Source organism: Methyloversatilis sp. MC4-4 (assembly GCF_049843555.1).
Classification (GTDB): Bacteria; Pseudomonadota; Gammaproteobacteria; order Burkholderiales; family Rhodocyclaceae; genus Methyloversatilis; species Methyloversatilis discipulorum_B.
Genome location: NZ_JBBHZK010000001.1, coordinates 1,043,091 through 1,058,943 on the forward strand (window position 1 = coordinate 1,043,091; position 15,853 = coordinate 1,058,943).

Consider the following 15,853-nt stretch of genomic DNA (forward strand, 5'->3'; position numbering starts at 1 on the left):
GCTCAGTTCGAGGGGGGATCGACCGGCTCGTTCAGCACCAGCCAGTACAGACCGAGCTGGCCGACGGCGTAGATGAACTTCTCGAAATCCACCGGCTTGCGGATGTAGCTGTTGGCGCCGAGCTGGTAGGCCTCGTAGATGTCCTGCTGTTCGCGCGAGGTGGTCAGGATGACGACCGGCAGCAGATTGGTGCGCGCATCGGCACGCACCCGGCGCAGCACTTCCAGGCCGTCTACACGCGGCAGTTTCAGGTCGAGCAGGATGACTGCCGGTGCGACCGACAGGTCGCGACCAGCGTGGTGGCCGGTGCCGAAGAGATAGTCGAGCGCTTCTACGCCGTCGCGGGCCACGACGACTTCGTTGGCGATGCGGTTCTTGTGAAAGGCTCGAAGCGTCAGCGCCTCGTCGTCGGGATTGTCTTCAACCAGCAGTATCGGGCGTTCGCTTGCCATAAAACCAGCCTGTCCAGGTCACCCGCATCACTGCGATGGGGGTTCCAGCGTGAAGAAGAAACTTGCTCCGCGTTCCACCTCGGCTTCGGCCCAGATCCGCCCGCCGTGCCGCTGCACGATGCGGTGCACGATGGCCAGACCGATGCCGCTGCCTGAAAACTCACCGACCGAGTGGAGTCGCTGGAAGGGGCCGAAGAGCTTTGTTGCGTATCGCATGTCAAAGCCCGCGCCGTCGTCCTTCACAAAATACACGAGCTCTCGTCCACGCTGCAAGCAGCCGATTTCGATGCGCGCGGCGTCATGGCGGCTGGTGAACTTCCATGCATTGCGCAACAGATTGTCGATCGCGATGCGCAAGAGGTTGGCGTCAGCATACACGCGCATCGACGGCTGGATGAGGAATTCTGCCCTGCGCTCGGGCTCGGTCCGGGCGAGGTCGGCAACCAGTTCCGAGGCCATCGCGCTGAGATCAACGACCTGCCGGTTCATTTCGTTGCGCGTGATGCGGGCGAGGCCGAGCAGGTCGTCGATCAGCCGGTGCATGCGCTGCGTGCCGGCGCGGATGCGCTGCAGGTAGTCGCGGCCGCGTTCGTCGAGCCGGTCGGCGTAATCCTCCTCGATCATCCGCGAAAAGCCGTCGATGCCGCGCAACGGTGCCGCGAGATCGTGCGATACCGAGTAACTGAAGCTCTCCAGTTCGCGCATCGCGGTGACCAGTTCCGCCGTGCGCTCGCGCACGCGCGTTTCCAGCTGCTGGTTCAGCGCCAGCACGCTGCGTTCGGCGTCCTTCTGCGCGCGGATGTCGAGGCCGGTACCGAGCAGGTGCGGCAGACCGTCGAGGTCGATGCGGTAGAGGCTGAACGCGTGCGCCAGGTGTTCGCCACCGGCCGACAGCAGCTCCGCCTCGAAGGTGGCGTCGCGGTGTGTCAGGGCGCGCCGGGCCTGACGCCGCAGCAGCGGGTGGAACTCCGGCGGGAAGAGGTCGAGCGCCGGCTTGCCGATCAGATCGAGGGCGCGGTGGCCGGTGACCGCCTGCAGGTTCTCGTTCCAGCGACGCAGCGCGCCGCGTGCGTCGAGCAGGAAGAAGGCGCCCGGCATGCTGCGCACCAGCGCGGCCGAAAAATTCTCCTCGCGGCGCGCGGTGTCGAGCGCACGGCGACGGGCGGTGTCGTCGGAGAAGATCCAGATGGTTTCGCCCGCTTCATCGGCGTCGCTGGCCAGCTGGCGCACCGAAACGTAGGCATGAAGCGGACTGCCGTCGCGCCGCTGCAGCGTGGTTTCCTGTGCGTAGGGCTGCGGCTTCACGCGCGCAGCGCCTTCGAGCAGGCGCGACAGTTCCATCTCGTCGCGGAAGAAGGGTTCCATCGTCTGCCCGATCAGCGCCCGGCGGTCGTGGCCGAAGATTTCCTGACAGCGCCGGTTGCAGTCGGCGATACGGTCGTCGCGCACATAGACGATGGCCACCGGCACGTCGTCGAGCAGGGCCTGCTTCTCGGTCACCAGCGTGCGCACCGCCTGTTCGGCCAGCTTGCGCTCGGTGATGTCGGTGATCGAGCCGGAGAAACGCAGCACCTTGCCGACCGTGTTGCGCGTCGCAAGACCGCGGTCGCGCACCCACAGGTAGTGACCGTCCTCGTGCCGCATGCGGTACTCGATATCGAACGATTCACGCCGCAGGAAGTGCTCGTCGATTGCGTGCTGCAGTCGCGACAGGTCGTCCGGATGCACGCGTTCGAGCAGCTGTTCGTGCGTCTGCGGTTGCATGGACTGAGGCAGGCCGAGGATCTCGCTCAGTCGTGGCGACAGGAAGTAGCGGCCGGCGCCGATGTCCCAGTCCCAGGCGCCGTCGAAGGAACCCCGCACCGCGTGGAACAGCCGCGCCTCGCTTTCGCGCAGCGCGTCCAGCGTCATGCGATCGCGTGTCACGTCCTCTATCGTGCCGGACACATAGAGCGGCTTGCCCACGGCGTCGTGATGGGCGCTCGCGCGCAGCCGGAACCAGCGGTAGGTGCCGTCGCGCACGCGCAGCCGGATCTGGTCGTCGCTGTGCGTCATTTCGCGCCCGAACAGCCGTTCGCGCGCGCGCCGGACGGTGCCGGCGTCGTCCGGATGGGTGGCGGCGCCCCAGTTGAACTGCTGCGCGAACGAGGCGTCGCCGCCGTAGCCGAGCAGGTCGGGAAAGCGATCGCTGTACCAGATCTGACCGGTCTGCAGATTCCATTCCCACTGCGCTTCGTCGTGCGCGCTGGCCACCCGCGCCAGACGCTCGGCCTCGGCGACGGCGTCGCGACGGCGCTGTTCGAGGGCCGCGCAGGCGGCTTCCAGCGCCTGTGCCAGCGCGCTCAGCGGATGCCCGGCCGGGAGGGCGACACGCCCCACCGGTTCGCCGCGCACCAGCGCCGTCGCCGCCGCCTCGACCGGACCGATGGCGTTGGCGACGCGCCGTCGCTCGGCGGTACGCGCGCCCCAGGCGACCAGCACGCAGAAGACGGCCAGTGCACAGGCCGGCAGCAGCGTGGTCAGCAGCACCGGCAGCCCGGTGTCGCGCGCGGCGCCTATCGTCAGGGTACCGACCAGCACGCCGTCCACGCGCAGACTGCCTTCCGCGCGCAGCGTGAGCGCGCTGTCGTCGGTGGCAGAGGGGGGCAGATCGACCAGAAGTTCCCCCTTCGCGTCGCGCAGGCTGGCTTCGGTCAGCAGACCGCGGTCGTGCGCGTCGGACAGGATGCGGCGCAGTTCGGGCGTCTGCCGCGCCTGCAGCGGCGCCATCAATGTGTGCGCAAGTTCCGCGTGAACAGCACACAGATCGCCGCGTGCCGACAGGCTGGCCAGGCCGAGCGAAATCATCAGCACGAAGATGCCGAGCGCGATCGCCTGCCAGCTCGTGGCGGACAGGCGGTGCGAACGGCGATGCGGTGTGGTGTCGGCCGGAGGCGTTTCGCTGCTGCTCATTGCTCCAGATCTTCTGCCCGCAGCAGGAATACGGGAGCAGTGGCCGAGTCGGTGTCGAGCCAGACCAGCGGCAGCTCGGGCAGCGCCGCTTCGGTTTCGGCCTGGTTGCGACCGACCTCGACCAGCAGCAGGCCACCCGGGTTCAGGTGGCGGCCCGCTTCAGCGACGATGCGGCGCACGATGTCCATGCCGTCGGCGCCGGCGCCGAGTGCCATTTCCGGTTCGCGACGGAATTCGTCGGGCAGCGCAGCCATGGCCGCTTCGGTCACGTAGGGCGGATTGGAAATGATGAGGTCGTAGCGTCGCTCACCCACCGGTTCGAACAGGTCGCCGTGCAGCACTTCGATGCGATCACGCAGCGCGTGGTCGTGGATGTTGAGCTGGGCGACCTTGAGCGCGTCGGCCGACAGGTCGACGGCATCGACCCGTGCCTCCTGGAAGAAGTGCGCGGCGGCGATCGCCAGACAGCCGGAACCGGTGCACAGGTCGAGGATGCGCTCCGGTTCGCCCATGTCGTCGAGCCACGGCGCGAAACCGTCCTGCATCAGTTCGAAAATGTGCGAGCGCGGAATGATGACGCGCGGATCGACACGGAAGCGGAAGGGGCCGAGCCAGGCTTCGCCGGTGATGTAGGCGGCCGGTTCGCGCTCTTCGCAGCGGCGTTCGGTCACGCGCATCAGGCGCTCGCATTCGTCCACCGTCAGCGCGGCGTCGAGGAAGGGTTCGAGGCGATCGAGCGGCAGGTGCAGCGTGTGCAGCACCAGATAGACGGCCTCGTCCCAGGCGTCGACGAAGCCCTGGCCGAAGGCGACCTCGGCCGCGCCCATGCGGCTGACCAGATAGCGCACCCAGTCGCGCACCGACATCAGTTCTTCCGGCGGCACCGTTTTCTTCGCAGGTGCCTTGTCGCTGGTCTTGAGTTTCATGCTGTCTTTCCTTGACCGAGCAGCCGGTCGAGCAGGTTTTCGTAGATGCGCGACAGCGGTTCGATGTCGGCCACCGCCACGCATTCATTCAGTTTGTGGATGGTGGCGTTGCTCGGGCCGATCTCGACCACCTGGGCGCAGATGTCGGCGATGAAGCGGCCATCGGAGGTGCCGCCGGTGGTCGACAGTTCGGTCGTCAGCCCGGTCACGTCGCGGATGGCGGCTTCGGCCGCATCGACCAGCGTGCCGCGCGGCGTCAGGTAGGGCTTGCCGCCCAGCGTCCACACGATGTCGTGATCGACGCCGTGCCGATCGAGTACGTCAATCAGCCGCGCTTTCAGCGATTCGGGCGTGCTGGCGGTGGAGAAGCGGAAGTTGAACAGTACTTCCAGCGTCCCCGGAATGACGTTGGTCGCGCCGGTGCCGCCCTTGATGTTGGAAATCTGCCAGCTGGTCGGCGGGAAGTATTCGTTGCCCTCGTCCCAGCGGATGGCGGCCAGCTCGGCCAGCGCCGGGCCGAACATGTGAATGGGGTTCTTCGCCAGATGCGGGTAGGCGATGTGGCCCTGCACGCCCTTGACCGTGAGCTTGCCGGACAGCGAGCCGCGGCGGCCGTTCTTGATCATGTCGCCGAGTTTCGTCACCGAAGTGGGCTCGCCGACCACGCAGTAATCGAGCTTCTCGCCGCGGGCGGCAAGCCGCTCGACGACGCGGACGGTGCCGTCGATGGCGTCGCCTTCCTCATCGGAGGTGAGCAGGAAGGCGATCGAGCCGGCGTGATCGGGCACGCGGGCGACGAAGCGTTCGGTGGATGTGACGAAGGCCGCCAGCGAGGCTTTCATGTCGGCCGCGCCGCGACCGTACAGCATGCCGTCGCGCACGACCGGTTCGAACGGGTCGCTGTTCCACTGGTCTAGCGGCCCGGTCGGCACCACGTCGGTGTGACCGGCGAAGCAGAACAGCGGGCCGGTGGTGCCGCGGCGCGCCCACAGGTTCGATACGCCGCCAGCGTCGATGCGTTCGAGCGTGAATCCGGCGGCGGCCAGGCGGGCGCCCAGGGTTTCGAGACAACCGCCGTCGACCGGCGTGACCGAACGGGTGGAAATGAGCTGTCGGGTGAGCTCAAGCGTTGCTTCTGACATCGGGGAAAATCCGGGGTAGGTCGGGCAGGGCGGTCAGCGGCCGCCCTCGTCGAGATTGAGCGAGAATTCGGCGAACGAAGCGCCGCTCGGCTCGGTCGATTCGAGGTCGCGCAGTTCCGGACTGGGCGTATCGACCTTGGGTGTCTCGGTCACGCCGAACTGCGAATTGTTGATGAGCCACGACAGATTGGTCGGCGAGTCGGAATTCGACAGCGCTTCGTCGAGCGTGATTTCGCCCTCGCGATAGAGGCGGAACAGATCCTGTTCGAAGGTCTGAGAGCCGGGCGCCATGCTGCGCTCCATCGCTTCCTTCACGCTGTTGATTTCGCCGCGCTCGACCAGTTCGGAAATATGGCGCGTGTTCAGCAGCACTTCGACCGCTGGCATGCGCCGGCCGTCCGGTTTGCGCACCAGACGTTGCGAAATGATGCCCTTCAGGGTGACCGACAGGTCGAGGAAGAGCAGCGGACGGCTGTCCAGCGGGAAGAAATTGACGATGCGGTTCAGCGCGTGGTGGGCGTTGTTGGCGTGCAGCGTTGCCAGGCAGAGGTGGCCGGTCTGCGCGTAGGCGAGCGCGGCCTGCATCGTTTCGACGTCGCGGATTTCACCGATCAGGATGCAGTCCGGCGCCTGGCGCATTGCGTTCTTCAGCGCCGGCGCCCAGCCCTCGGTGTCCATGCCGATCTCGCGCTGGTTCACGATCGATTTCTTGTGCTTGAACAGGTACTCGATCGGGTCTTCGACCGTCAGGATGTGGCCCGACTTGTTGGCGTTGCGATGGTCGATCATCGCCGCCATCGTCGTCGACTTGCCGGAACCGGTGGCGCCGACGACCAAGATGAGCCCGCGCTTTTCCATGATCAGCTCGGTCAGCACCGGCGGCAGGCCCAGCGTGTCGAGCGGCGGAATGTCGCCGAGGATGTAGCGCACCACCATGGCGATGCTGCCGCGCTGCCAGAACATGTTCACGCGGAAGTTGCCGAGGTCGCGCCGGCCGAAGGACAGGTTCAGTTCGCGCGTCTTCTCGAACCTCTGCTGCTGCTCGTCGCTGAGCATTTCGTAGGCCATGCGCTGGATCGTTTCCGGATCCATCACACGCTGGTTGATCGGCACCGTGGTGCCCTGGATCTTGATCGCGATCGGCGCGCCGGCCGAAATGAAGATGTCGGAGGCGTTCTTGTCCGCCATGACCTGGAACAGCTTGTCGAGAATCACGGCGGGCCTCCGACGGCAGCGACTTCAGTGGATCAGTAAGGGCTCAGGCGCGCAGCAGTTCGTTGATGCTGGTCTTGGCGCGCGTCTGCGCGTCGACCCGCTTCACGATGACCGCGCAGTACAGGCTGTACTTGCCGTCGGCCGACGGCAGGTTGCCGGACACGACGACCGAACCTTCGGGCACGCGGCCGTACATCACCTCGCCGGTGGCGCGGTCGTAGATCTTGGTGCTCTGGCCGATGTACACACCCATCGAGATGACGCAGTTGTCCTCGACGATGACGCCTTCGACCACTTCCGAGCGGGCGCCGATGAAGCAGTTGTCACCGATGATGGTCGGGTTGGCCTGCACCGGCTCGAGCACGCCGCCGATGCCGACGCCGCCCGACAGGTGCACGTTCTTGCCGATCTGTGCGCAGGAACCGACGGTGGCCCAGGTGTCGACCATGGTGCCTTCACCGACGTAGGCGCCGATGTTCACGTAGGAGGGCATCAGCACCGCGTTCTTCGCGATGAAGGCGCCGCGGCGCACGGTGGCCGGCGGCACGACGCGGAAACCGCCGGCGCGGAAGGCCGCTTCGTCGTAGCCGGCGAACTTCATCGGCACCTTGTCGTAGTAGCGCGTTTCGGCGCCGTCCATGACGACGTTGTCCTGCATGCGGAAGGACAGCAGCACCGCCTTCTTGATCCACTGGTGGGTGACCCACTCGCCGTCGATGCGCTCGGCGACGCGCAGTGCGCCGCTGTCCAGCTGCGAAAGGACGAAGTCGATGGCTTCGCGCACCTCGGCCGGCGCATTGGTCGGCGAATACTGGGTGCGGTTTTCGAAGGCGGTTTCGATGATCTGCTGTGCGGCCTGCATGGAGGGTGTCCCGTAAGTTTTATGGTGTGGAGGGTAGTGGCGCCGCGGCTCAGAGCGCGCGGCAGAACTGCACGATGCGTTCGGCGGCCTCGATGCACTCGCCGGCGGGTGCCACCAGCGCGATGCGGACGAAGCCTGCCCCCGGGTTGATGCCGTGGGCGTTGCGGGCGAGGTAGCTGCCCGGCAAAACCGCAACATTATATTCGGCGAGCAGCCGGCGGGCGAATTCGGCGTCATCGATCGACGTGCGCGCCCACAGGTAGAAGCTTGCGTCCGGCAGCGGCGAATCCATGACCGAGGCGATCAGCGGCTGCACCGCGTCGAACTTCGCTCGGTAGTGGTCACGGTTGTCGCGCACGTGCGCCTCGTCCTGCCAGGCCGCGATGCTGGCACGCTGCACCGCCAGCCCCATCGCGCTGCCGTGGTAGGTGCGGTAGAGCAGGAAGCGCTTGAGCAGGCGGGCGTCGCCGGCGACGAAGCCGGAACGCAGGCCCGGCACGTTGGAGCGCTTGGACAGGCTCGAAAACACCACCAGCCGCTCGAATGCGCTGCGGCCCAGTGCCTGCGCGGCCTGCAGGCCGCCGAGTGGCGGTGCTGCCTCGTCGAAATAGATTTCCGAATAGCACTCGTCCGAGGCGATGACGAAGTTGTGGCGGTCGGCCAGTTCGAACAGCGTGCGCCACTCGTCCAGCGTCATCACCTTGCCGCAGGGGTTGGCCGGCGAACACACATACACCAGCTGCACGCCGGCCCAGTCCGCCTCCGGAATGCGCTCGAAATTGCAGGCGAAGCGGTCGTCCGGAAGCTGGTTGTAGAAGGCGATCTGCGCGCCGGCCAGCAGGGCTGCGCCTTCGTAGATCTGGTAGAAAGGGTTGGGCGCCAGCACCTTGGCGTCCGGCCGGCTGCCGTCGATCACGCACTGCGCAAACGAAAACAGCGCCTCGCGCGAACCATTCACCGGCAGCACCTGGGTCGCCGCGCTCACCGCTGGCAGACCGTAGCGGCGCTGCAGCCAGCCCGCGATACACTCGCGCAGCGCATCGATGCCGGCGGTGGTCGGATAGACCGCGAGGCCGTCCAGCGCACCGGTCAGCGCATCCTTGATCAGCTGAGGCGTGGCATGCTGCGGCTCGCCGATCGACAGGCGCACCAGCGGCAGATCGGCCGGTCCGGTCACGCCGGAGGTCAATTCCTTCAGTCTTTCAAAGGGATAGGGTTGAAGCAGAGACAGATGGGGCGTGACGGGCAGGGTGTCGTTCAGCATGAAAGTCAGCAATTTCGGTTCTTGAAGCCGTTGGCGTCGATGGTGGCGCCCGGAAACGCATAAGTATACGTCCCGATGCTCACTTCCCGCCGGCCGTCTTCACGGCTGCTGCCCTCGGTCGCGCTGCTCGCCGGCGCCGTCATCTGGGGCCTCATCTGGTACCCCTACCGCGTCATCGAAGCCGCCGGCATGGGCGGCGTCACCGCCACCTTCATCACCTACGGCCTTGCCTTCCTGTTCGGCCTGATCCCGCTGTGGCCGGTACTGCGCCGCACCCGGCCCAGCTTCTGGCTGGTCGCGCTGGCGCTGGCCGCGGCCGGCACCAATCTGGGCTATGTGCTCGGTACGCTGGACGGCGTGGTTATGCGCGTGCTGCTGCTGTTCTACCTGTCGCCGCTATGGACCGTGCTGCTGTCGCGCCTGCTGCTGGGCGAACGGCTGAGCCGGGCCGGCGCCGGTGTGATTGCGCTGTCGCTGGCCGGCGCCTTCGTCATGCTATGGCGGCCGGAACTGGGCCTGCCCTGGCCGCAGGGCTCGGCCGAGTGGATGGGCCTGGGCGCGGGCGTCTGCTTCGCGCTCGCCAACGTGCTCATCCGCCGCACCGCCCATATCGAGATCGAACAGAAGGTGATGGCCGTCTTCCTCGGCGTTATCGCCGTAGCCCCCGTCGCCGCCTGGCTGCGCGGCGAAGCCCCACTGCAGCAGTTCGCCGCCATCGGTGCCGACACCTGGCTGCTGCTGGCGCTGATCGGCGGCGTGCTGCTGCTGGTCAATCTGGTGGTGCAGTACGGCATCACTTTCCTCAGCGCCAACGCCGCGATCGCGCTCTTCCTGTTCGAACTGGTGGTCGCCGCGATTTCATCGTGGTGGCTGGCGGGTGAGGTGATGGGCGTGAAGGAATGGATCGGCGGCGCGATGATCATCGCGGCCAGTCTGTTTTCGGGGCACTTGGAGGCGCCGGCGCCGGAGAGCGAAACCGCTCCTCGCGCGTAGCGGCGGATCAGTATCCGGCAGACGCACTCCACGAGGCGCCACTGCGTGCTGGTCGCTGTAATGATGTGCAACCTGCCGCGGAGGCGCGGCCTGCGATCCTACAGATGGAAATCGCCCGCCGCTTCCGGCTGGTAAAGCACGCGCTCGATCCGGATGCGCCGGGTCCGGTGCGGCATACGCCAGTCGATGCAATCGCCCTCCCGGTAACCGAGGATCGCGGTGCCGACACTCGAGCACACCGACAGTTTCCCGGCACTGCCGTCCGCGTCCTGCGGGTAGACCAGAGCGACTTCCATTTTCTCGTCGTCCAGATGCAGCACGGCCCGCGAGTTCATCGTGACCACGTCCCGCGCCACCTTGCGCGAATCGACGACGATGGCGCGCTCGACCTCGTGTTCGAGATCAACCACATCCGCGTCGTCCTCCAGCGCGATCAGGTTCCGGAGCCGGGCCTGGTCGATTTCGGTGACGTAGATCCCGGAGGGGTCATCGACCGTATCCTCGCGCAGACGCTGCAGATAGCGCTCCGAACTCATCGCGAATGACTTCAGCGTCGGTGTCTCGCTTTCGAGCACGAAGCCACAGCGCAGGAAGGCCTTCAGCGAGCGCGTGTTGTCGGCGTGAATCCTGGCGATCAGCTTCTCGGCCCGCATGTCGAAGAAGGCGAGCTTCATGCCTTCGCGCAGCGCACTGGCGCCTAGCCTGCGGCCCCAGTTTTCGCGGTCTCCGATGACCAGCACGATTTCGCAGTCCGCGCCGTTCTTGACGAGGCGGACGAAGCCCACCGGCTGGTCATGCCGGTCGCAGGCCATGAAGAAGCGGCCGCCCTGGTTGAACAGATGGGTCAGGACGGGTAGCTGGACCCGGCTGACGACCTGTTCGATGTGGCGGGAGACATGACGCGAATCGCTCAGATAGCGGATGACGTTCTCGTCCTCCAGCCAGTCCATCAGATTCAGCGCGTTGGCCCGGGTGATTTCCGGGCACAGAGAAATGAAAGGCCTGCTCATTTTCACCCCATTCGATTTCAAGGATGAAAGCCTTCCATGGTCAGTGCCATGACGGTTCTTTCGACGGACGCGCCATTTTAAGGCAGTGGGCACGAACGGGCCAGTTCGTGCGCTGCGGCAGGCGCAGCTTGGTGCAGGCCGAGGGACCGCTGCCGGTTATGTCGCGTCACGCGCAGCCAGGGAGCCGTAAGGTCGCTTTTCACGCGTTCGCAAGAATGCGTGACTTGGTACGGATGTGACAGGTGTTGCACTGCACAAGATGCGACTTTTGGCCTAGCATGAAATCGTTACCTTCGTGTGGATCGAACGATGCAACGCGATACCGAAGAAATTTACCCACTCGGCTGCAAGCGCAAGGTGGCGGGCGAGTACCGGGTGCATTACTACGGCTACTGGATCAAGATCTATGAGCCGCCCGCTGACTCGCTGTCGGCGAAGAAGAAGCTGATCGAGGCCTTGACCCGGCGCCTGTTCAACCATGTCGAGCACGGCATCAACATTCCGGGCTCCCGCCTGAACGAGGCACGCGCTGCCTACGATGCCGAGCAGGATCCCGCGCTCAAGCGGGTCAAGGGCGGCATGCTCGCGGGGGCGCTGTTCAACCGTGCGACGGACATATTCACGAGGCTGGTCGAACTGCAGGCGGCGGGCGTCGAGATCGACAGCGACAACGGCCTGATGCGCGAGTGCGGCCACTGTCTTCAGGAAGCGCTGGAGCTCGGGCGCTCGGTGCGGCACCGCAGCGGCGAAGAAGGCATCGACGAAATGTGGGGAGAGCCGTTCAAGGCATTTTCAGTGCCGGTCGAGTCGTTCTACGAAAGCCGCTACATCAAGATCGCGCTCACCATGCGCGATATCGATCTGATCGCCGGCGAACTGTGCGACACCTTCGGCAATCGCCCGCGCTTCAAGGGGATTTCCGACCTTGTCGTGAGCTTCGCCGATGCAGCCAAGATCAAGACGGAAACCTTGCGCACGGACAAGTCCATCTTCGATGTCTGGGCCAGCTTCGCGGTGTCGGCTGAACAACTGCTCGCCTTCGTGCCGGACGATGCGGACTGTACGGATGCCGAACGGCGCGATCTCGATCTGGGTGTGCGCCTGATCCGTCAGGGCACGGAACTGCTGAGCGACATCACGCGGGCACGGGTGCCGATGCCCAAGAGCACGCGCGACTTCGTCGCGCGCTGCGCCGACTACCGCTTGCGCGCGCCGTCCTGTTGATGCGATCGCCAAGGCAGGCACGGGCGTGATCGCCGCAGTACTGCCGCGAAACCGTCGCCGTGCCCGGTGTGGTGTCCGATCATGCAATGACCCACAACGGACGGGCTGAAACCGCCCGGCGGCTGAAGGACTGACCGACCGTATCGATGTGGGCGGCATGGCGTTTGCCGCCCGGCCGTGCCCACCCGGTCAAAGCCGGAGAGCGGGGGGCGATGCTATCATTCGCGCCAATCCGGCCATTCCCGGCCTCATCTGCCCGACTCTGCCCCTCCCGCCGCCGACCCGTGCGACTGTCCAAGCTCAAACTCGCCGGTTTCAAGACCTTCGTCGATCCGACCACCATACAGATGCCCGGCCAGCTGGTCGGCGTGGTGGGGCCGAACGGCTGCGGCAAATCCAACATCATCGACGCGGTGCGCTGGGTGCTCGGCGAGTCGCGTGCGTCCGCCTTGCGCGGCGATGCGATGACCGACGTCATCTTCAATGGCTCGGGCACACGCAAGCCGGTGGGCCGGGCCAGCGTCGAACTGGTGTTCGACAACGCGCAGGGCAGGGCGGCCGGGCAGTGGTCGCAGTACGCCGAAATCGCGGTCAAGCGGGTGCTGGAGCGCGACGGTCAGTCGGATTACTTCATCAACAACACCCGCGTGCGCCGGCGCGACGTGATCGACGTGTTCCTCGGAACCGGCCTGGGCCCGCGCGCCTACGCCATCATCGAGCAGGGCATGATCACCCGCATCATCGAGGCGCGGCCGGAAGAGTTGCGCGCCTTCCTCGAAGAGGCGGCAGGCATTACAAAGTACCGCGAGCGGCGCAAGGAAACCCAGGGCCGGCTCGACGACGCGCGCGACAACCTGGTGCGGCTGGACGACATCGTCGGCGAACTGGGCACGCGCATCGAGCGGCTGCAGAAGCAGGCCGAGATCGCCGCCCGCTACACCGACATGAACCGCCGCCTGTCCGAGCGGCAGGCGCTGCTGTGGGCGATGAAGCAGCGTTCGGCGGCGGCCGAGGCCGACGCGCTGACGCTGGAAGCCGGCCGCATCGAGAACGACATCGAGCGCGAGACCGCGGCGCTGCGCCACCACGAGGCGGCGCTGGAGCGCATCCGCACCGAACATTTCGCCAGTTCCGAGGCAGTGCACGCGGCACAGGCGGAACTGCTGACCGCCAATGCCGAAGCCAGTCGCCTCGAAGACGACCTGAAGCGCGCCGCCGAGAACCGGCACAAGCTGGAAGCGCGCATCGCCCAGCTCGAAGCCGAGGTCGCGAACTGGCGCGCGCGCATCGAGGCGATCGAAACCGACACCGGCCGCTGGACCGAACTGGCTGAGCACGCGGCGCACCGCATCGAACAGGCGGAAGCGCGTCACGAAACGACCAGCGCGCTGCTGCCCGAAGCGGAAGCCGCCTTCCAGGAAGCCGAGCAGCAGGCCAATCTGGCGCGGCGCGAACTGGCCGCGGTCGAGCAGCAGCTCAAGGTCGAGGAAACCCACCGTGCCAACGCCGGCCGCACGCTCAATTCGCTGGCTGGCCGGCGCGAGCGCATCGCGCACGACGAGGCGCAGCTGATCGAGCCAGACCGCGAGGCGCTGGCGCAGGCGCAGGACAAGCTCGAATCGCTGCAGATGGCGCAGGAGGCGGCGCAGCAGCGTCTGCAGGCCGCACAGAACGCGGTGCCGCAACTGCAGGCGCAGGTGCGCAACGCGCAGGACGCCGAACGTGCAGCCACACGGACGCTGACCGAAACGCGCGCCCGCCGCGACGCGCTGGTCGAGCTGCAGCGCAAGACGCAGACCGACGGCAAGCTCGCCCCCTGGCTGGCCGCCCTCGGCCTGCAGGACGCAAAACCGCTGTGGCAGTCGCTGCAGGTCGACGCCGGCTGGGAACTGGCGGTCGAAGCGGTGCTGCGCGAGCGGCTGGGCGCGCTCGAGGCGGCGTCGGCCGATACGCTGGTCTCTGCCTGCGCTGCCGGTGCGGCACCGCAGAACCTGACGCTCGCACTTCCCGGCAGCGACGCGCGCGCGGACGTCGGTGCCGACAGCCTGCGCCACCGCGTGCGCGCCCACGACGCGCGCTGGGACGCGCTGCTCGATCTGTGGCTGGGCCCGGTCGCGGCCGTCGAGTCGCTGGATTTCGCCGCCAGCGGTCTGCGCGTCGACCGGGATGGCCGTGTCGCGCAGGGCGCGTCGCTGACGCTGTATGCGCCGGACGCCCGCACGCACGGCGTGCTCGAACGCGCGCGCGACATCGACCGTCTCGCCGAGGAGATCGACCTCGCCGACGCCCAGCTCGCCGAATCGCGCGAGGCGCTGCGCGAAGCCGAGGCGGCACTGGCTGGCGCGCACGAGGAACAGGCCGCCGCGCGGCGCGAACAGCAGTCACTGACCCAGGCTGCGCACAGCGCCCAGGTCGAGCAGATCAAGCTGGCACAGGCGGTGTCGCGCTACGACGAACAGCGCGCGGCGCTGGCGCGCGATCGCGCCGAAGTCGATCAGGCCGAGCAGACAGAGCGTGCCCACCTTGAACGCGCCGACGCCGAGATCGAGCGCGCGCGCGAACTGATCGAGGTGCAGCGCATGCGGCTCGACGCCGCGACCGAGGCGCAGAAGAACGCCGACAGCCAGCTGCGCGAGGCGCGCTTCGCCGATCAGGCGGCGGCGCGCGAACTGCAGGAGGCGAACTTCTCGCAGCGCGAATGCACGAGCCGCCTGACCGATCTGGCGAACAACCTCGCGGTGGCCAGGACCCAGCTCGAAAATGCCGAACTGGAGCGCGCGCTGCGCAGCGACGAATTCGCGCAGATCGACGAAGGCAGCATAGACAGCCGGCTGCAGCAGGTGCTGGACAACCGCCGGGCACGCGAACAGGTGCTGGCCACCTGCCGCGACGCGCAGGAAGTGCTGGCCGCCCAGTTGCGCGAGCTCGAATCGCAGCGCGCCAACACCGAACATCTGCTGGCGCCGGCGCGCGAGCGGTTGGCCGAACTGAGGCTGAAGCAGCAGGCGGCCGCGCTGAATGCCGAACAGTACGCGCAGCGCCTGGGCGAGATTGAACTGCCGGACGGCCGGCTCGATGCGCTGCTGGCCGAGGGCGAGGCAGAGAAGGTGCGCGAGGGTGCGCTGAGTGCCGAGATCAGCCGCCTGACGCGGGAAATCGCAGCACTCGGCGCGGTGAACCTCGCCGCGCTGGAAGAGCTGGCGCAGGCGAATGAGCGCAAGGGTTATCTCGATGCGCAGTCGACCGATCTGCGCGATGCCATCGCCACGCTGGAAGACGCCATCCGCCGCATGGACCGCGACACGCGCGCCCTGCTCAAGGAGACGTATGATCGCGTCAATACCGAGTTCGGCCGCATCTTCCCGGAACTGTTCGGTGGCGGTGAGGCCCGACTGGTCATGACCGGCGACGAGATTCTGGATGCTGGCCTGCAGGTGTTCGCGCAGCCGCCGGGCAAGCGCAATGCGTCGATCCAGCTGCTGTCTGGCGGCGAGAAGGCGCTGACCGCGACAGCGCTGGTGTTTGCCTTCTTCCAGCTCAATCCGGCGCCGTTCTGCATGCTGGACGAGGTCGATGCACCGCTGGACGACACGAATACCGAACGCTTCTGCGAAATGGTGAAGCGCATGTCCGCTTCGACGCAGTTCGTGTTCATCAGTCACAACAAGATCACGATGGAAATGGCGCAACAGCTGGTCGGCGTCACCATGCAGGAGCGCGGGTGTTCGCGCGTGGTCGAGGTCGATATGGAAGCGGCGCTGAAACTGCGCGACGAAGCGCTCAGCGTCTGAACAGGAAAAGGGATACGGATTC

Annotated in this window: 11 protein-coding genes; 3 read left to right on the top strand and 8 right to left on the bottom strand. The window is 66.6% G+C overall.

Features of this window, described 5'->3' with window-relative positions; genetic code table 11:
- Window positions 1-2 precede the first annotated feature (2 nt).
- The 7 genes from WDZ97_RS04735 to dapC are packed head-to-tail and all read right to left on the bottom strand — an operon-like array spanning window position 3 to window position 8,813.
- Window positions 3-452 (bottom strand): response regulator, encoded by a 450-nt coding sequence (locus tag WDZ97_RS04735; protein WP_304001018.1) that lies wholly within the window; start codon window positions 450-452, stop codon window positions 3-5.
- A 27-nt stretch (window positions 453-479) separates the two neighbouring features.
- Window positions 480-3,404, bottom strand: a complete 2,925-nt coding sequence (locus WDZ97_RS04740; protein WP_425761952.1) for a PAS domain-containing sensor histidine kinase — start codon at window positions 3,402-3,404, stop codon at window positions 480-482.
- Window positions 3,401-4,330, bottom strand: a complete 930-nt coding sequence (gene prmB / locus WDZ97_RS04745; protein WP_425761953.1) for a 50S ribosomal protein L3 N(5)-glutamine methyltransferase — start codon at window positions 4,328-4,330, stop codon at window positions 3,401-3,403. The genes WDZ97_RS04740 and prmB overlap by 4 nt, the downstream gene beginning before the upstream one ends.
- Window positions 4,327-5,472, bottom strand: coding sequence for a succinyl-diaminopimelate desuccinylase (dapE, locus tag WDZ97_RS04750; RefSeq protein WP_425761954.1), 1,146 nt, complete (start codon window positions 5,470-5,472; stop codon window positions 4,327-4,329). Before dapE ends, prmB begins: the two co-directional genes overlap by 4 nt.
- 33 nt (window positions 5,473-5,505) lie before the next feature.
- A complete protein-coding gene (locus WDZ97_RS04755) occupies window positions 5,506-6,687 on the bottom strand; it encodes a PilT/PilU family type 4a pilus ATPase (protein WP_425761955.1) in 1,182 nt (393 codons plus the stop codon).
- Window positions 6,688-6,730: 43 nt separating this feature from the next.
- Window positions 6,731-7,549 carry a 2,3,4,5-tetrahydropyridine-2,6-dicarboxylate N-succinyltransferase gene (dapD, locus tag WDZ97_RS04760; protein ID WP_019918184.1) on the bottom strand — a complete coding sequence of 273 codons (819 nt, stop codon included), beginning with the start codon at window positions 7,547-7,549 and terminating at the stop codon, window positions 6,731-6,733.
- A gap of 49 nt (window positions 7,550-7,598) precedes the next feature.
- Window positions 7,599-8,813, bottom strand: a complete 1,215-nt coding sequence (gene dapC, locus WDZ97_RS04765; protein WP_425761956.1) for a succinyldiaminopimelate transaminase — start codon at window positions 8,811-8,813, stop codon at window positions 7,599-7,601.
- 75 nt (window positions 8,814-8,888) lie between these two features.
- Between dapC and WDZ97_RS04770 the strand changes: the two genes are divergently transcribed.
- Complete coding sequence (locus tag WDZ97_RS04770) at window positions 8,889-9,806, top strand: DMT family transporter (RefSeq protein ID WP_425761957.1); 918 nt, start codon at window positions 8,889-8,891, stop codon at window positions 9,804-9,806.
- A 98-nt stretch (window positions 9,807-9,904) separates the two neighbouring features.
- Here WDZ97_RS04770 and WDZ97_RS04775 read toward each other — a convergent pair whose 3' ends face one another.
- Complete coding sequence (locus WDZ97_RS04775) at window positions 9,905-10,756, bottom strand: GNAT family N-acetyltransferase (protein ID WP_425761958.1); 852 nt, start codon at window positions 10,754-10,756, stop codon at window positions 9,905-9,907.
- 369 nt (window positions 10,757-11,125) lie between these two features.
- On the opposite strand from WDZ97_RS04775, the gene WDZ97_RS04780 reads away from it, so the two are divergent.
- On the top strand, window positions 11,126-12,040 hold the full coding sequence (locus WDZ97_RS04780) for a hypothetical protein (RefSeq protein ID WP_425761959.1): 915 nt from the start codon (window positions 11,126-11,128) through the stop codon (window positions 12,038-12,040).
- 284 nt (window positions 12,041-12,324) lie between these two features.
- Window positions 12,325-15,831 (top strand): chromosome segregation protein SMC, encoded by a 3,507-nt coding sequence (smc, locus tag WDZ97_RS04785; protein ID WP_425761960.1) that lies wholly within the window; start codon window positions 12,325-12,327, stop codon window positions 15,829-15,831.
- Window positions 15,832-15,853 lie beyond the last annotated feature (22 nt).

Bases quoted from the DNA above. Each gene is read 5' to 3' on its own strand.
- WDZ97_RS04735 (WP_304001018.1), bottom strand. From the start codon at position 452: ATGGCAAGCGAACGCCCGATACTGCTGGTTGAAGACAATCCCGACGAC.
- WDZ97_RS04740 (WP_425761952.1), bottom strand. From the start codon at position 3,404: ATGAGCAGCAGCGAAACGCCTCCGGCCGACACCACACCGCATCGCCGT.
- prmB (WP_425761953.1), bottom strand. From the start codon at position 4,330: ATGAAACTCAAGACCAGCGACAAGGCACCTGCGAAGAAAACGGTGCCG.
- dapE (WP_425761954.1), bottom strand. From the start codon at position 5,472: ATGTCAGAAGCAACGCTTGAGCTCACCCGACAGCTCATTTCCACCCGT.
- dapD (WP_019918184.1), bottom strand. From the start codon at position 7,549: ATGCAGGCCGCACAGCAGATCATCGAAACCGCCTTCGAAAACCGCACC.
- dapC (WP_425761956.1), bottom strand. From the start codon at position 8,813: ATGCTGAACGACACCCTGCCCGTCACGCCCCATCTGTCTCTGCTTCAA.
- WDZ97_RS04770 (WP_425761957.1), top strand. From the start codon at position 8,889: ATGCTCACTTCCCGCCGGCCGTCTTCACGGCTGCTGCCCTCGGTCGCG.
- WDZ97_RS04775 (WP_425761958.1), bottom strand. From the start codon at position 10,756: ATGGACTGGCTGGAGGACGAGAACGTCATCCGCTATCTGAGCGATTCG.
- WDZ97_RS04780 (WP_425761959.1), top strand. From the start codon at position 11,126: ATGCAACGCGATACCGAAGAAATTTACCCACTCGGCTGCAAGCGCAAG.